The organism is Methanomassiliicoccales archaeon (assembly GCA_013415865.1).
Lineage (GTDB): Archaea > Thermoplasmatota > Thermoplasmata > Methanomassiliicoccales > UBA472 > MVRC01.
Window position 1 is genome coordinate 1,272,100 of sequence record CP058896.1, and the last position, 14,564, is coordinate 1,286,663.

Consider the following 14,564-nt stretch of genomic DNA (forward strand, 5'->3'; position numbering starts at 1 on the left):
AGGTCATCTCCTCGGTTCGCCACGTTTCACGTCAAAGACGTTCTGAAGCTCGTACTCGATCTGTCTGACCTCAGTAGGCAGCATGCTTCCAGGGTCTGCGGATATGATGAAGACTGACTTATACATATACACCTCGTCCCTGAGCTTCTGTATTGTCTTCAGGACGCCATTGAAATCGTTGTTGGTGACGAGAAAATTGATCCCGTCCATCATCACCACCGAGGCCCTGTCCTTGTTCGACAGGAAGAATTTTTTTATGGTGGTGTAGAGCCCGACAAGGTTGTTCGGCTGTATGGTTATTTCCTTAAGAGGGTCGTCCTGGCAATCAAACTTTGATAACCAGATGAAGTCGCATCCAGGAGGCACCCTGGACCTCAGCTTGTCAGGATGGTCCCTGCTGACGCAGAGCCCCTTCGCCCCCGATTCGACGACCTCGCGGAATATCCTGAAGACCATCGACGGCGTCTGCTCTTTTATGAACAGGCATGAGCCTGGTGCCACCCCCCTTTCGATCTCGACGTTCTCCATGGCCCTTTCGGTGATGAGGTCCACGCCTGTTTCTCTCAGTATCCTGCGCTTCTGTATCAACACCTTATCTGGGACGCAGACCCTCTGGTTCTTGACCACCAACAGCAGCTCAGTGCTGGTATAGCATTTTTTGGTAGCGAGGCTGATCATCGAATCATAGGCCTCTTTCAGCCCCGCCTCGTAGCCAAGGATGAAGCCCTTTGCGAACTGCTCCTCTTCTGACATCCCATCCCGATGTTAAATAGGCACTTTGGAATATTAATGTATCTTACCTTATCATGGCGGTATTGGATTGCAACGATTAATTACCTGACATCCCATCCTTCCCCCGCTATGAGGAAATTCCGTCTCCGCGGCGTCAAGAACACGCCGAAGGTGCTCGAAAAAGGCCTTCTCGAAAACGCAAAAAGGCTGGCGGCCGACCCTACGATGGTCATTCCCAAATGTTCGGGCGAAGAGTGCCGCAGATGTCGTTTTGCGAAGATAGAGAAAAAGATAATGAAGGTGAACAGGCACAAGGACGATTCCGACAAGCTGGTGAAGCTCGCTGGGAAGGGGGATCAGTTCGTCCGGGCCTATGCCGCGGCGATCTCACTGGCGGCGACCGGAAAGGTCCCATATCTCACATCCGCCCAACTTCCGGGCTTCGGTGAGGTTTCCTTTGCGGTCAGGGGGACGGTCGACAAGGAGAAGCTCATCTCTTTACAACATTTCGATGACCCTGACCTTCGCCTATTAGCATATTGGGAGATGGCAAGGAAGTGCGACCTCCACATCTATTCTACGGAAAAGGGGCTGTATTGTTCAAGCAACGGACCAATGGCCCCGCCTGACTATGTGAAAGAGATGACCTCCTCGGTCGAGGAGCTTAGAGAGGACGGGACCTGCGGTCATCCTGGTAACCACATCATCGTCGGATGGCTGTCGGCCAAGATGACGCTGAGGCTCTGTCGGGAATGCGCCGGGGATTCCAACCTTATCGCTGAACTTTCCTCCCGAATCGCCGCACCAGACCACTCTGATGATTTCAGGGCAGATGCTGAGATCGGCCTTAGGTGCAATGTCAAGGATTGTGACAAATGCAGAACAAAGGCTGATATCAGCGAGCTTGCCGAGAGATACCGTAAAGGCGAGCTTAGCGACAAGAGGTTCCTCGAGGAGGCCGAGGCACGATATAAGAAGAAGCTGAAGGAGGTCGGGGGGCTGTTCGTTGCTGGTGACGAATGCTTCGGCAACGATCATGAGGCCTTCTTAAAAGCGATAAAAGGTAGCGACCTCGAGAAGGAGGTGTTGTCCAAGCTCATCGCGTCGAAGAACGTCTCCATCGTTTCTGACAGCAATATCGCAGGCAAGATCATCACAGAGCTGTGGCCGGACCACGGGCCGAGCATGTTGGTCTCCGTCGCATCATCTGAGGTCGTCTTCAAGGTGACCGAGATGAAAGACCTTCAGCCCCCTCAATTGCTCGCTGAGGCCAGAAGGATGGAGCTATCGAAGACCATCGACATGAGCCTGCCGAGCTATACCAAGCTCGGCGACATCGGCAAAGTATCTGATACCCTGGCCAGGACCTATAAGGCCGAGGGAAAGGAGGCGATGATGCGGGCCATGGACAGGTTCAAAGGGAGGGACCACAGGACCAAGTCCGTCTGCTACGCGTTCTCAAGGGCGGTGGGCGACACCTCGCGCTCTTGGCAGTTCACGAGGCAGGAGGCCGATTTCGGAGAGTATCTGGAACAGTTCGCCAAGGCAATGCTCGAGAGCATCGGGTCCGACTATGACCAGGCCCTGAGGAACATGGTGGCGGCCTCAGGCTCCAATGAGACCGTTCAATGATCATTCCAGGACCTTGAAGTCCACAACGAGGTGCACCTTGCAGGGGGCATACGACTTCACCTCCTGTACCGAGACCACCTCGTATCTTCGCCCATCACAAGCCTTCGCGATCGCATCCAACAGTTTCTTTGGCGACTCCTCGATGCCCGCGACATCATGGTAATGGACGATACCATTGGGCCTGACGATCTCCAGGGCCTTTGGCAGATACTCTTCGGTACTGCCAACATACCCCATCACTACCCTGTCGGCGATCGCCTTTCCAGGTAGGTCCCTGTTGTCCCCCAAGAACGGCTCTACGACATCTTCCAATCGGTTCAACCTTATGTTCTCTATCAGATAATGGTAAGAGTCAGGATTTATCTCGCAGGCTATCACCTTCTTCGCTTTTGCCTTCTTCGCGAGGGGCATCGTGAAATATCCTATGCCCGCGAACATGTCGACGACGGTCTCTCCCCTGCAGTCCAGCCTGGCCATCCTGCTCTTCTCCTTCAGGTTCCCAGATGAGAACATGACCTTCATCGGGTCGAGCTTATAGAGCACCCCTCCTTCCTTATGCACGGTCTCGGTATCTTTTCCATATATGAGCTGGACGTTGGGTCTTCTGAAGGGGCCGGCTATCACCCCCACCTCATTGAGCACGGCCTTCGCTCTGAGCTCCTTTGCATAGGCCGCACCGATCCTCGGGGCATCATGCCAGAGCTCCTTTGGAAGCTTTATTATGACAACATCGCCGAGGCGTTCCCATTTATGCGGTAACAACCGTTCCAGGTCCGATGGCAGGGCAAGGGCCTTTTTTATCGCCGGGAACGGCTCCCTGAAGACCGTCCGGCCAGGAGGATGCATGTCCACGACCTCGTATCTCTCTGCGAACCGATCATCATCTGAAGGAGGGTTTTTGATGGGGATGTAGATGAATTGGCCGTCATCGAGCATTTTCTTCTCCTTCACGACGAGCCCCTTTCGGTTCAAGGCATATCTCACTGCCTCGCCCTCCCCCTTCGGCACTTTAAGACATATCATCCCTTCTCCTCCTCGGAAGGAACGAGGTGATAAGGTCCGGCGAGAACCTTATCAGACCTGGTGCGGCCCTGAGCACGCTCTTGGCGATCGCCGTCGGCCTGTCTATATCCCCTTTGGACAAAGCGGCCCTGCATCTCTCAGTGTCAAGGACAGCTCCGACCTCGTTGAGCGTGCCATCGTCCATGCCAACATATGTTTTCCTCACTATCATCCCACGGTCGAGCTCTTTGCCGAAATCCCTCTTCCAGCGGGCCTCGTACTCCCGCAAGGTCTTTGAACTGCAGTCCTCTCCTAAGATGGCCTTTCTTATCACATCCCCGGCGATCGACGCCGCCGTGAGGCCTGTGAATAGGCCCCCCCCGCTCAATGGCTTCGCCTGCCCCGCCGCGTCGCCGACGATGAGCACATTGTCATCGAAGGTCTTTTTCGAATGGCCTATCGGTATGATCCCTGAATAGGACCTGATCCTTTTCGCACCTTCAAGACCGTTCATCTTCAGGAGCGGTAGGAGGTAAGGATAGGGGCTCTCCCCCTTCTTGGAGATGCAAAGCCCGACCCTCATGAAATCCCCGCAGGGGATGGACCATGCAAAGAAACCGGGCGCCACCTTGTTCCCCACCCAAACATCGACAGAGCTGTTGTCCTCAGGTATCTTGGAGATATCGACCTGTATCCCTCGGACGGTCTCCTGCGGCGATGGAAGGCCGACCGCCCTTCCGAACGTCGACCTATAGCCGTCCGCCCCTACGCCGATCATGCAGTCGAAGACCTTGGAGGAGGCCGTTCTCAAGGAAATGCCTTTGTCCGTCCTGCAATACGATGAGAACCTTTCTCCAGTATGTAGCTCGGCCCCGACGGCCAAGGCCATTTCAAGGCATCTCTCGTCGAACCGCCTCCGCTCGACGACGCAGGCCTTGACCTCGTCCCCCAACAGGTCCAACCTACGGCCATCTGGGAAATGTATGTGTGCACCATATATCTTATTGAGCACATGGACGCCGCCCACCATATCCACGACCCTTGGGGATACCAGGCCCGCGCATTGCTCTGGCACTCCGGTCCTTTCATGCTCTTCCAATATCTTTACAGAAAACCCCTTACCGATGGCAGCCGCCGTCATGCAGCCGACGGGCCCCCCGCCCACGATCACGACGTCAGCGCGCATGGACCCAAACCCCCTCTGGGATATCTCAGGATCAAGAGCAGATCCTATTTTTTGGAGACCTTCTCCCAGTCCTTCAGGAACCTCTCTATCCCGATGTCGGTCAAGGGGTGCCTGAACATCTTCTTCAGCACATCGTATGGGATGGTTGCCACATGGGCCCCCATCCTTGCGGACTCTGTCACATGGACCGGGTCCCTGACGCTGGCAACGATGACCTCGGTCGGAAACTCATAATTACCGAATATGTCCAAGATCTCTGCGATCAGGTCCATCCCGTTCTGACCTATATCGTCGAGACGGCCGACGAAAGGGGACACATATGCGGCCCCTGCCTTTGCGGCCAACAACGCCTGGTTGGCGCTGAAGATGAGCGTCACATTTACTTTTATCCCCTCGGAGGAGAGCACCTTCGTGGCCTTTAGGCCCTCCTCGTTCATAGGGACCTTGACCACGATGTTCTTATGGACCTTGGCGAGCTTGCGCCCCTCCTCGACTATGTCCTCTGCCTTCGTGCTGACCGCCTCAACGCTGATCGGTCCGTCAACTATCTCACAGATCTCCTTCACGAGCTTTGAGAAGTCCTTGTTCTCCTTCGCGACGAGCGATGGGTTCGTGGTCACGCCGTCAAGTATGCCCCAGCTGTTGACTTCCTTGATCTGTTCGATGTTGGCCGTATCTATGAAGATCTTCATCTGTCACGCCTCCTAATGGCTTCCTTTGCCGCTTGGACAACGCTCTCCGCGGTCAGTCCATATTTCATCATGAGCTCCTCGCTCTCACCGGACTCGCCGAACATATCGTCCATCCCGACGATGTGGACAGGTACAGATATCTTGTCAGCGAGATATGTGGCGACCGCTGAACCGGCACCGGTGAGCTTGTTGTGCTCCTCTGCCACGACTATCGCCCCGGTCTCCTTCGCTGCCTTTATGAGCATCTCCCCGTCCAAAGGCTTGATCGTGCTCAGGTTGAGCACCCTTGGTGAGACCCCCTCTTTTGCCAGCATATCGGCCGCATCAAGGCAGGCCGCCAGCATCTGGCCGGTACCGATCAATGTTACGTCGTTGCCATCTCTTACGGTCTGGACCTTTCCGATCCTGAACTCCGTCGAGCCCTCCGTCACCACAGGGACCTCAGAGCGCCCCATCCGTACATAGCATGGGCCCTTGAAATCCGCTACCGCCATGACGGCCCTATACGTCTCAGGAGCATCGGCCGGGACCACCACCGTCATGTTCGGTATGGTCCTCATCAGGGCGATGTCCTCCATGGTCTGATGCGATGCCCCGTCCGGACCCACCGAGATCCCTGCATGCGTCGCGACTATCTTGACATTGAGCTTGGGATAGGCGATAGATTGCCTGATCTGGTCAAGACACCTCCCTGTTGCAAACACGGCAAAGCTGGAGGCAAATACCGTCTTTCCCGCTGATGCGAGGCCAGCAGCGGTACCTATCATGTTCTGCTCCGCGATGCCGCAATTGAAGAACCTCTCAGGAAAGGCCTTTGCGAACTTGCTGGTCCTTGTCGACCCAGAAAGGTCCGAATCGAGGACGACGACGTCCTCCCTGATCTTACCAAGGTCGACGAGGGCCCGACCATATTCTTTCCTTTGGGCGATCATCTGACGCTTCAATCTATCTCCCCCAGCTCACGCAGCGCCCTTTCGGTCTCTTCCTTATTGGTGGATTTTCCATGGAATGCCACATTGTTCTCCATGAACGAAACGCCCTTGCCCTTCACGGTCTTGGCTATGATGACAGATGGCCGGCCTTTATGCGCCTTAGCCCTCTCAAGTGCCTCAAGGACCATCCTCATGTTGTTCCCATCGATCTCGATCACATTCCATCCGAAGGCCCGCCATTTGTCGTTCAGAGGCTCCAATGCCATGACCTTTTCGGTCGGGCCGTCGATCTGCAGGCCGTTCCTGTCGACGATGCAGGTGATGTTGTCAATCTTATAATGAGATGCGAACATCGCGGCCTCCCAGATCTGGCCCTCCTGCATCTCGCCGTCCCCGCAGAGGCAGAAGACGTGATATGGGAGCTTATCCAAACGGGCGGCCAGTGCCATCCCGTTCGCGATGCTCAGCCCCTGTCCCAACGACCCTGTGGACATCTCGACCCCGGGGGTCTTGGTCCTGCATGGGTGCCCCTGAAGCCTGCAGGAGACCTTCCTTAGGGTGACGAGCTCATCCACAGGGAAGTATCCGGACTCGGCGAGCGCGGCATAATATACAGGCGCACAGTGCCCTTTTGAGAGGACGAACCTGTCCCTTTCAGGCCAGTCCTTGTTCTTTGGATCGTGGCGCATGAACTTGAAGAAAAGCGCGGTCACGATGTCGGCAGACGACAGCGAGCCACCAGGGTGGCCGGAGCCGGCCTGGAAGGTCATCTTGATGACATGCCGGCGGAGAAGATTGGCTTTGCTCTCCAGCATCTTGATGGTCTCTTCGTCGAAGGAGGACAACAAACAACACCTCTGAGGATGGGGTGAGACAATAATCAGGTTACGATTAAATAGCTTTTGGAGCAACCCTGGCGGTCTCCAGGGATGACTTAAAGAGCACAAAACCCATTGACACTCTTCATGGCCATCTGCGTCGAGCCCACGCACAAGGGCAACGAGCGACTTTGCAAAGTAGTCGACAGGATGAACTCAGACATCGAGATCAGGACCCTCTGGCGGGCGTCAAACATCACAGCGATCGACCGCCTAGGATATAACGACCACGGGCCGACGCACATCCGCATCGTGACGAAGACGGCCCTGAAGATGCTGGACCTTCTCATCGAGGCGGGGATGCAACCGAGCGTAGTCAAGGACTACAAGCTGACGGAGCAGGATGCCGAGGTCATTGTAGTGCTCGCTGCGGCATTGCACGACATCGGTCATGCCGTCCACCGCGACAAACATGAGGAGTACTCGATATCGATGGCGCCTCAGATAATCAGACGTTTGCTCGAAGGCATCTACGATGAGGAGAAGGCGGCGATCATGATGGCCGAGATCCTTCACGCGATAATCGCACACAGGGAGGATGTCCTGCCTTTGACATTGGAGGCAGGCGTGGTCAGAGTGGCCGACGCGCTCGACATGGAGAAGGGAAGGGCGAGGATACCGTTCCAGGCCGGCAAGGTGAACATACACTCAGTCTCGGCGCTGGCCATAGACAAGGTCCGCGTCAAGAAAGGAACGGAGAGGCCGATCCTCGTCGAGATAGAGATGAGCAACTCCGCGGGCATATTCCAGATAGACGAGCTGCTTAGGGACAAGGTCGAAAAATCAGGCATCAGGGACAAGATCACTATCGTGGTCCACGTCCCGAAGGAAGAGAAGAGGATCATCGAGCGTCTGGAGCTTTAATCGTTCTCGATGCGCGGGGCCAGAAGGTATTTCACCTTTCCCTTTCCGCCGGCGATCTCGAAGTCCAGCTTGACCGGTAGGTCATTGCCGAGGTTGATCGAGACGACCGTTCCAAGCGGGATCGCCCTGATCATGTTCGAGAAGTAGTCCATCGGGAACAGGCTGCGTATGGAGTCTTTACAGTCCAGAGAGACAAGAAGGTCCTTTGGCAGCTTAAGGCTGACGAGGTCGGTGTCCCCCTCCGAAATGAGCTCGAACCCGTCGGGGCTGGCATTCAGGGATATGTGGTCGGATATGCTCTCAGCGGCCTTTATGCCTCTCTGTAGCTCTTCGATGTTCACGCTAAGCTTGCCAGGCAGGGTGAGGTTCGGGACCTTCGGGTCCGACATGCCTTCGGTCGATACGAGGTTCATCCTCCTCGTGATGTTGCCGACGGAGATGACCAGGCGGTTGCGCTCCTCATCCTGTCTCATCTCTATCAGATCTCCTGCCTTGGAGAGCCTTAGAACGTCCCTGAGCTTGTCAAGGTCGAGACCCAGCTCGGTGTCGTTGGCGGAGTATTGCTCGAACGCCGCCTTGTCCAGGTGAAGGTCGATCATCGCGACATGCGCGGGGTCGACGGCCTTGAGAGAGACACCGTTCGCGTCGATCATGAACTTGGCCTCATCGATGAGAGTTGAAACAACATCCACGACGCACTTGAGCGTCTCGGACTTGAGCTTTGCTTGGAACATTGGCTCCCCTTTTCCTAGCTGTAATGGTCTAGGATATTATAAGCCTTGCATTGAAAGTAGGCGATCCCAGCGACCGCCCCGCCTCAATATTCGCGCCAGGAGTGTTGGCACTTCACACAGCGATATATCTTCGTCTCAGGCTCATCGGCGGCGCGGGTCTGCCTCAGGACCCAGAACGCCTCATTATGTCCACATTTTGGGCACTCGACCTTGGTCTTTGGAAGTGTGGCCGCGTTGGCCTCGATCACCGTCATCTCTTTATTCGTCTTTGTGATGGTTATGCACTCCTTCTTGTTCTCGTCACAGTCAAGCTTCTGCTCGCACTTGCTGCATGATAGAACGCGCTTCCCCTCGACCTGACGCGGGAACATCAAGGATTTGCACTTGGGACAGAACATCTTTCAATCGCCTTGCGGCTAAAAAAAGGATTTAATATTAATACTCTTCCAACCGACGACACGATGATGACAGATCTCAAAGCCATCTCCAGTCTCCCTTATCCTGCCTGCCTGGCCCGCTCCTTGCTCGGAACGTTCCTCTGGACCTGCTGTTCCTGGAGGCATTTACGTTCCTGTGGGACCGCGTCCTGATATCGGACCTTTCTAGCTGGGCCCTCTCGATGCCTCTTTCCACGGGGTCGGTCACCTCATCATCCTCTGCCACCGGTCTGAGGCTCTCAAAGCTCATGTTGGAGCTCCTAAGGGTCTTGCCCCTGTCCTTTGTCACGGTGAGCCTTGGGGCCTTCCTCGGTCTCCCCCCCATGTTGTGGAATGCAACCGTCATGTTGTTCCCACCATGCCTGGACACATATCCCATCTCGCTCCACGTCTGTGTGGCTATTGCACCTCCTATGTAGGCAAAGGCAATGGTCAGTATGTAGATGTCAAGATGGACCCCTGTGGAGATCTGGATGGCACCGATATAATAATGCATGTACTGGTCAGCAAAATCGAAATACGGTCCGAAGATAGGAGCTATTGTGACCAACCACTCCTTCATCCCATCAGCGGTCCCCTCTTCGCCAGCCACCCCTGAATTGAGGACCATCGAGACGATCGTCACTGAGAGGAGCGCTATCAATGCTGCAAACACCCCTACCCACGCCTTCCCGGCCTTCCGGCCTGTTATATATCCTGCGATCATGGGACCGACGATCGGTAGCCACCAGAGCGCGAATGTCAGCACGAAGGCATATTTGACCGCTCCTAAAATGCTGTAAGGCGACTTATCCATTCTGTCCCGTTTAGGCCTCTTGTGGGATTCGGTTATGGTATAGACTCCGTTATCAAGAAGAGAACTCGTCACCTCGTCTTCATCGGACCTACGTCTAAACCGCAATCCCATCCCTCAAGTCGGACGAATGTCCGACATGAATATGGCGTCATTATTTATTAAGCCTTTCCTGATAAAAGGATAACTATAGCTAATTAGCACATCATTTCGGTACATAGCACCATAGATTATACCTCATCAAGGCATCCCTTGTGTTCTCAGGGGTGATCCTTTTTGGGTGGGTCTGGTGCTCTAATATCTCCTCATAGGGATATCCTATATATTCTGCTAAACGTTTAAGTCGCTCTGCTGGGAATGCCTGGTTGCCTAGGAGGATCTGGAGAACGCTCCAGCCTGGGTGGACCCGCGACCTGTAACCAAGCTCCCTGCCCAATCCGTTCAGGCTCCCAGCTTTTTCAAGGCCCTTGTTGATGAGCATGACCCTGAAGCTGGAATTGAGCCATATCTTTGTCGTCTCCTCTTTCGGGGCGAATGGATTCCGCCTCAATGTACCTAGCTCGGTCACCATATGATTTACCTTATACAGGAATATTTATCATCTTCGCTGGTTGTTTTTAGAAAAATGGACGTTCTTCTAATGATAGGGGGCATGTTCTATACATATATCCAATCGACCCGGACCAGGAAATTCATTTTGGCATAAAGCCCCTGGCCAATGCCATATCGTCATATTAAGGACCACAAATGAAATATATGTTCCTAAAGGTAGCCTGATTGTCAATGTCAACGTTCAGGGATCAGACGGTCATCGTCACCAAACATGAGGGGGATGTCATCAACATCACACCCTGGATGGCGGATAGGATCAAATCATCTGGCCTGAGACAAGGAATTGCCTGCGTGATGGTCAGGCATTCCACGGCAGCGGTGGCGTTGATCGAGGACGAGCCTGGCCTGAAGGGCGACCTGATAAGGTCGCTCGACCGCATGATACCAAAAGATGCACCTTATGCACATAATGCCGCATGGGGCGATGGGAACGGCCATTCCCATATAAGGTCCACTATGCTGGGCCAATCTGTGACCTTTGCATTTGCTGAAGGAAGGCCAGACCTCGGGACATGGCAACAACTGGTGTTGATAGAGCTGGACAACAAAGGCAGGGAAAGGACCATAACGGTCCAGCTTGTAGGTGAATGAATGAACCGTCCTAATCAATAATGAGGTATCCGATATGAAACTACAGTTCCTAGGTGGTGCCGAGGAGGTCGGCAGGTTGGGCCTATTGCTCAAGAACAAAGGCGCCAGTATGATGCTGGAATATGGGTTCAAGATATTGTCTAAGGACCCGAAGAATCCTGCGTTGAAAAAGCCACCGGAGTATCCGATGCCCAGCCCCCCGGTTGATTATGCCCTGCTCACACATTGTCATATAGATCACAGTGGAATGATGCCGTGGTTGAGCGGGAGGTATGGGACCCGCATCTATGCCACGCCCCTCACCATCAACGTGGCGGAGCTGTTGTATTACGACAGCCTAAAGATCGCGGACATGGAAGGTTACGACAGGCCATACCACGAGGATGACATTGAGGCGGCCATGAAGGAGTTCCGCCCCATCAATTTTGGCGAGGTGGTCGACGTCGCGGGTTTTGAGGTCGAGGCCCATAGCGCTGGGCACGTCCCGGGTGCGACCATGTTCGAGCTGAGGGGCGAGAAGACAACCCTTTTCACGGGCGACCTGAACACGTTCAACACAAGATTGGTGTATGGCGCCCATCCTGTCAAATGTGACAACCTCATCATCGAGTCTACCTACGCTGGTCGTCCTCAGAAGGACCGCCAGAAGGAGGAGCACAGGTTCGTGGAGAAGGTGAAGGAGGTCGTGGAGAGAGGAGGGAAGGCGATCATACCATGCTTTGCCGTCGGCAGGACACAGGAGGTCATGCTCATGCTGAAGAACCTCAAGTATGACATGTGGGTCGATGGTATGGGCAAGACGGTCAACAGGATGTACCTCGACATGCCCGAATATCTCAGGAACGATAAGGACCTCAGATATGCCAAGAAGGTGTTCAAGGAGGTAAGGACGGCCTCCACAAGGGAGAGGTCCATGAAGGCAGATGTCATCGTGACCACGAGCGGTATGTTGGACGGTGGACCAGTGCTAAGGTACCTCATGCAGGAGCGTGAGAACAGGAAGAGCGCCGTCCTGATCCCGGGCTATCAGGCCGAAGGGTCAAACGGGCGGATGCTCCTGGACAAAGGTCAGGTCACGGTCGAGAGCGAGGTGATCGGCGAGAGGGACACGATCGACGTGAAATGCGAGGTCGAGCGCTTCGACCTCTCCGCGCACGCAGACCACAACGAGCTCCTCCGGTTCATCAGGGCATGCGGTCCAGAAAAGGTGGTCTTCATGCATGGCGAGAATCGGGAGCTCCTTGCCAGCGAGCTGGAGGACGAGGTCGAGGTATACATGCCTATGAACGGTGAGGAGTTCGAGCTTTGAGGTGGTCGCGTGTGGGCCGACAAAATAGAGGAGTTCATCGCCGAGGATGTGGGTGAAGGCGACATCACATCGGACATCCTCTTGGGCGATGAGCATGGAAAGGCCCACATCACTTCGAACGATGATTGTGTGCTGGCAGGCCTTGAAGAGGCCTCCCGGGTCTTCATGAGTCTCGGTGCCAGGCCCGTCCTCATGGCCAGGGACGGGGATAAGGTCCAGAAGGGACAGGAGGTCCTGATCGTAGAAGGTCGATTGAAGGATATTTTGGCAGGTGAGAGGCTGGCCCTTAATTTCTTGATGAGGATGAGCGGCATAGCGACAGAGACAAGGAAAATCCTAGAGGACTGCAGGAACGTGAACCCAAATGTGAAAATAGCCGCGACGAGGAAGACCACACCGGGGTTCAGGTTCTATGAGAAGAAGGCCGTCCGACTTGGCGGCGGTGACCCGCACAGATATGGATTGTTTGATGGCATTCTGATAAAGGACAATCACCTGAAGGTCGTTGGTGACGTCAGAAGGGCCGTTGAAAGGGCGAGGTCATATTCTTTCTCAAAGAAGGTAGAGGTCGAGGTGGAGGACGTACAGGGAGCGGAGGATGCCGCAAGGGCGGGCGCGGACATAATCATGCTCGACAACATGACCCCAGAACTCGCTGAGAAATGTCACGACATCGTAAAGAATATCGACAGCAGGATCATCATAGAGGTCTCGGGCGGGATCACGCCGGACAACGCCCGCCTCTTCGCTAGGCATGCGGACGTGATCTCTCTTGGTTGGATAACACATTCAGCAAGGTCCGCACAGTTCACCCTTCATGTCCTCTGATCACTGCATGACCTTGACCCTGTGATATCTTAGCCCTAGCCTCTCGGCAGGCGCGGCCATGGCCATGGCGATAAGTTCGGTGATATAAAGAACGGGCAGGCCGCCCTTCTGACGTAGGTCGAACTGGCTGAAACAGAAGGGGCAGGGGGTCAATATGCAGTTCGCGCCCTTGGCCCGGTATATGCCCGCCACCCTTTCCAGCATCCTCGATGACAGCCCCTCGTCCACTGAGGACACACCGCCACCGCAGCATTCAGGCCAAAACTCCTTATTAACGACCTCTGCACCAGACCAGCTTGCTATATCAGCAAGCATCGCAGGGGCGATGGGGTCCTCGGGCAGTCCGATGCCGCTGGGCCGGAGGAAATGACACCCGGTATGAGGAGCGATCTTGAGGCCAGACTGCTCACATGACACCATGGACCTGAGCTTGTCCTCTCCTAAGGAATGGACCTTCTCGAGGATGTGGCGCACCCTGGCACCTGCTTTGTATTCCAATCCGATCTTAGAAAGTACCCCGTTCACCGCATCCCTTTTCTCAACAACCTTGAGCTCGTGGACCGCCTCCAAGAAAGAAAGGTAGCATCCATTGCACAATGTCAGCACGTCCCTGCCCTCCTTTTCTGCGACCGCAAGCATCCTCGCCACGGTCACCAGCCAGGTATCTGACGCTAGGGTCCTTAGACCGATCGGCTCGACGCAACAGGTCGCTCCCGGCAGGTCAAGGATATCAACCCCTAACCTGTCCAGAACATACTTCGAGGAAGCTTCCAGGTAAGGAAGCCTGGTCGGGATAAGGCATCCTTTGAAAAGATAGTACTGCTCAGTCAAGCTTGACCCTCCCAAGCCTCGTGCTCGCTACTATGACGTTGATGTCTTTCATCGCCCGGGCATCCGGCAGGAGCTCATCAAGGCCCATCTCCCTGCGTATCTTTTTGGTCAGGCCAGTGCTAGGGAACGATAACCCAGTCCTCATGAAGAGCCTCGCCTCCTCCTGGAAAGACCTCGGGATGGAACCGATAATGGCCCCTTCCTCTCTGAGCCTCGTTATCAGCTCCGCGGGCCGGACATCTAATTGGCATCTCTCGACGCAAGAATGGCACATCGTACAGAGCCAGAGCACATTATCAGCAGGGTCGGCGAGCCCAGAGGTATATCTCATCATTATCTCGCGAGGATTGATACCTCCCTGCCTTTGACTGGGGCAGACCCCGGAGCATTGGCTGCATTGATGGCACAAAAGGAACCGCTCGTCCTCGAACTTAAGCGGCCATTCCGCCCCCAGGACCGTCCTGCGCACATGACGCGTAATGTCGTGCGGCGATATACTGTTTGCCAAGAA

Annotated in this window: 17 protein-coding genes; 5 read left to right on the top strand and 12 right to left on the bottom strand. The window is 54.9% G+C overall.

All coding sequences use genetic code 11. The features are described from left to right. Nucleotides 1-3: 3 nt before the first annotated feature. Nucleotides 4-753, bottom strand: a complete 750-nt coding sequence (locus tag HPY73_06370; GenBank protein QLH75099.1) for a DUF835 domain-containing protein — start codon at nt 751-753, stop codon at nt 4-6. 108 nt (nt 754-861) lie between these two features. Here HPY73_06370 and HPY73_06375 point away from each other — a divergent pair, with 108 nt between their 5' ends. Beyond that, entirely contained in the window at nt 862-2,364 is a 1,503-nt protein-coding gene (locus tag HPY73_06375) for a hypothetical protein (GenBank protein ID QLH75100.1), read from the top strand. On the opposite strand, the gene HPY73_06380 is transcribed toward HPY73_06375, so the two are convergent. Genes HPY73_06380 through HPY73_06400 form a run of 5 tightly spaced genes read right to left on the bottom strand, consistent with a single transcriptional unit; the run spans nt 2,365 to nt 6,991 of the window. Then, nucleotides 2,365-3,387, bottom strand: coding sequence for a class I SAM-dependent methyltransferase family protein (locus HPY73_06380; GenBank protein ID QLH75101.1), 1,023 nt, complete (start codon nt 3,385-3,387; stop codon nt 2,365-2,367). It lies immediately after the preceding gene. Further along, nucleotides 3,374-4,552 (bottom strand): NAD(P)/FAD-dependent oxidoreductase, encoded by a 1,179-nt coding sequence (locus HPY73_06385; protein QLH75102.1) that lies wholly within the window; start codon nt 4,550-4,552, stop codon nt 3,374-3,376. The genes HPY73_06380 and HPY73_06385 overlap by 14 nt, the downstream gene beginning before the upstream one ends. A gap of 44 nt (nt 4,553-4,596) precedes the next feature. Then, entirely contained in the window at nt 4,597-5,244 is a 648-nt protein-coding gene (gene fsa, locus HPY73_06390) for a fructose-6-phosphate aldolase (GenBank protein QLH75103.1), read from the bottom strand. Then, entirely contained in the window at nt 5,241-6,176 is a 936-nt protein-coding gene (locus HPY73_06395; GenBank protein QLH75705.1) for a transketolase family protein, read from the bottom strand. Before HPY73_06395 ends, fsa begins: the two co-directional genes overlap by 4 nt. 8 nt (nt 6,177-6,184) lie before the next feature. After that, complete coding sequence (locus tag HPY73_06400; GenBank protein QLH75706.1) at nt 6,185-6,991, bottom strand: transketolase; 807 nt, start codon at nt 6,989-6,991, stop codon at nt 6,185-6,187. A 150-nt stretch (nt 6,992-7,141) separates the two neighbouring features. On the opposite strand from HPY73_06400, the gene HPY73_06405 reads away from it, so the two are divergent. Further along, nucleotides 7,142-7,918, top strand: coding sequence for an HD domain-containing protein (locus HPY73_06405; protein ID QLH75104.1), 777 nt, complete (start codon nt 7,142-7,144; stop codon nt 7,916-7,918). On the opposite strand, the gene pcn is transcribed toward HPY73_06405, so the two are convergent. From pcn to HPY73_06425, 4 genes are all read right to left on the bottom strand, one after another. Next, nucleotides 7,915-8,652, bottom strand: a complete 738-nt coding sequence (gene pcn / locus HPY73_06410) for a proliferating cell nuclear antigen (pcna) (protein ID QLH75105.1) — start codon at nt 8,650-8,652, stop codon at nt 7,915-7,917. The two genes, HPY73_06405 and pcn, sit on opposite strands and share 4 nt — an antisense overlap. A gap of 83 nt (nt 8,653-8,735) precedes the next feature. Next, nucleotides 8,736-9,050 carry a transcription factor S gene (locus tag HPY73_06415; GenBank protein ID QLH75106.1) on the bottom strand — a complete coding sequence of 105 codons (315 nt, stop codon included), beginning with the start codon at nt 9,048-9,050 and terminating at the stop codon, nt 8,736-8,738. Nucleotides 9,051-9,126: 76 nt separating this feature from the next. Further along, nucleotides 9,127-9,885, bottom strand: a complete 759-nt coding sequence (locus HPY73_06420; protein QLH75107.1) for a hypothetical protein — start codon at nt 9,883-9,885, stop codon at nt 9,127-9,129. Between the two features lie 202 nt (nt 9,886-10,087). Further along, complete coding sequence (locus HPY73_06425; GenBank protein QLH75108.1) at nt 10,088-10,453, bottom strand: hypothetical protein; 366 nt, start codon at nt 10,451-10,453, stop codon at nt 10,088-10,090. Nucleotides 10,454-10,665: 212 nt separating this feature from the next. On the opposite strand from HPY73_06425, the gene HPY73_06430 reads away from it, so the two are divergent. The 3 genes from HPY73_06430 to nadC are packed head-to-tail and all read left to right on the top strand — an operon-like array spanning nt 10,666 to nt 13,222. Then, nucleotides 10,666-11,085: a YjbQ family protein gene (locus HPY73_06430; protein ID QLH75109.1), complete on the top strand. Its 420-nt coding sequence runs from the start codon at nt 10,666-10,668 to the stop codon at nt 11,083-11,085. A gap of 34 nt (nt 11,086-11,119) precedes the next feature. Then, nucleotides 11,120-12,394 (top strand): MBL fold metallo-hydrolase, encoded by a 1,275-nt coding sequence (locus HPY73_06435; protein ID QLH75110.1) that lies wholly within the window; start codon nt 11,120-11,122, stop codon nt 12,392-12,394. Between the two features lie 9 nt (nt 12,395-12,403). Further along, nucleotides 12,404-13,222 (top strand): carboxylating nicotinate-nucleotide diphosphorylase, encoded by an 819-nt coding sequence (gene nadC / locus HPY73_06440; protein QLH75111.1) that lies wholly within the window; start codon nt 12,404-12,406, stop codon nt 13,220-13,222. On the opposite strand, the gene HPY73_06445 is transcribed toward nadC, so the two are convergent. Together HPY73_06445 and HPY73_06450 are read right to left on the bottom strand one after the other, a co-directional pair. Then, nucleotides 13,223-14,053 carry a hypothetical protein gene (locus HPY73_06445; protein QLH75112.1) on the bottom strand — a complete coding sequence of 277 codons (831 nt, stop codon included), beginning with the start codon at nt 14,051-14,053 and terminating at the stop codon, nt 13,223-13,225. Further along, a complete protein-coding gene (locus HPY73_06450; GenBank protein ID QLH75113.1) occupies nt 14,046-14,561 on the bottom strand; it encodes a 4Fe-4S dicluster domain-containing protein in 516 nt (171 codons plus the stop codon). The genes HPY73_06445 and HPY73_06450 overlap by 8 nt, the downstream gene beginning before the upstream one ends. Between the last annotated feature and the right edge of the window lie 3 nt (nt 14,562-14,564).

What these genes read in the sequence shown, in the direction of transcription:
- HPY73_06370 (QLH75099.1), bottom strand. Translation starts at nt 753, where the DNA reads ATGTCAGAAGAGGAGCAGTTCGCAAAGGGCTTCATCCTTGGCTACGAG.
- HPY73_06375 (QLH75100.1), top strand. Translation starts at nt 862, where the DNA reads ATGAGGAAATTCCGTCTCCGCGGCGTCAAGAACACGCCGAAGGTGCTC.
- HPY73_06380 (QLH75101.1), bottom strand. Translation starts at nt 3,387, where the DNA reads ATGATATGTCTTAAAGTGCCGAAGGGGGAGGGCGAGGCAGTGAGATAT.
- HPY73_06385 (QLH75102.1), bottom strand. Translation starts at nt 4,552, where the DNA reads ATGCGCGCTGACGTCGTGATCGTGGGCGGGGGGCCCGTCGGCTGCATG.
- fsa (QLH75103.1), bottom strand. Translation starts at nt 5,244, where the DNA reads ATGAAGATCTTCATAGATACGGCCAACATCGAACAGATCAAGGAAGTC.
- HPY73_06395 (QLH75705.1), bottom strand. Translation starts at nt 6,176, where the DNA reads ATGATCGCCCAAAGGAAAGAATATGGTCGGGCCCTCGTCGACCTTGGT.
- HPY73_06400 (QLH75706.1), bottom strand. Translation starts at nt 6,991, where the DNA reads ATGCTGGAGAGCAAAGCCAATCTTCTCCGCCGGCATGTCATCAAGATG.
- HPY73_06405 (QLH75104.1), top strand. Translation starts at nt 7,142, where the DNA reads ATGGCCATCTGCGTCGAGCCCACGCACAAGGGCAACGAGCGACTTTGC.
- pcn (QLH75105.1), bottom strand. Translation starts at nt 8,652, where the DNA reads ATGTTCCAAGCAAAGCTCAAGTCCGAGACGCTCAAGTGCGTCGTGGAT.
- HPY73_06415 (QLH75106.1), bottom strand. Translation starts at nt 9,050, where the DNA reads ATGTTCTGTCCCAAGTGCAAATCCTTGATGTTCCCGCGTCAGGTCGAG.
- HPY73_06420 (QLH75107.1), bottom strand. Translation starts at nt 9,885, where the DNA reads ATGGATAAGTCGCCTTACAGCATTTTAGGAGCGGTCAAATATGCCTTC.
- HPY73_06425 (QLH75108.1), bottom strand. Translation starts at nt 10,453, where the DNA reads ATGGTGACCGAGCTAGGTACATTGAGGCGGAATCCATTCGCCCCGAAA.
- HPY73_06430 (QLH75109.1), top strand. Translation starts at nt 10,666, where the DNA reads ATGTCAACGTTCAGGGATCAGACGGTCATCGTCACCAAACATGAGGGG.
- HPY73_06435 (QLH75110.1), top strand. Translation starts at nt 11,120, where the DNA reads ATGAAACTACAGTTCCTAGGTGGTGCCGAGGAGGTCGGCAGGTTGGGC.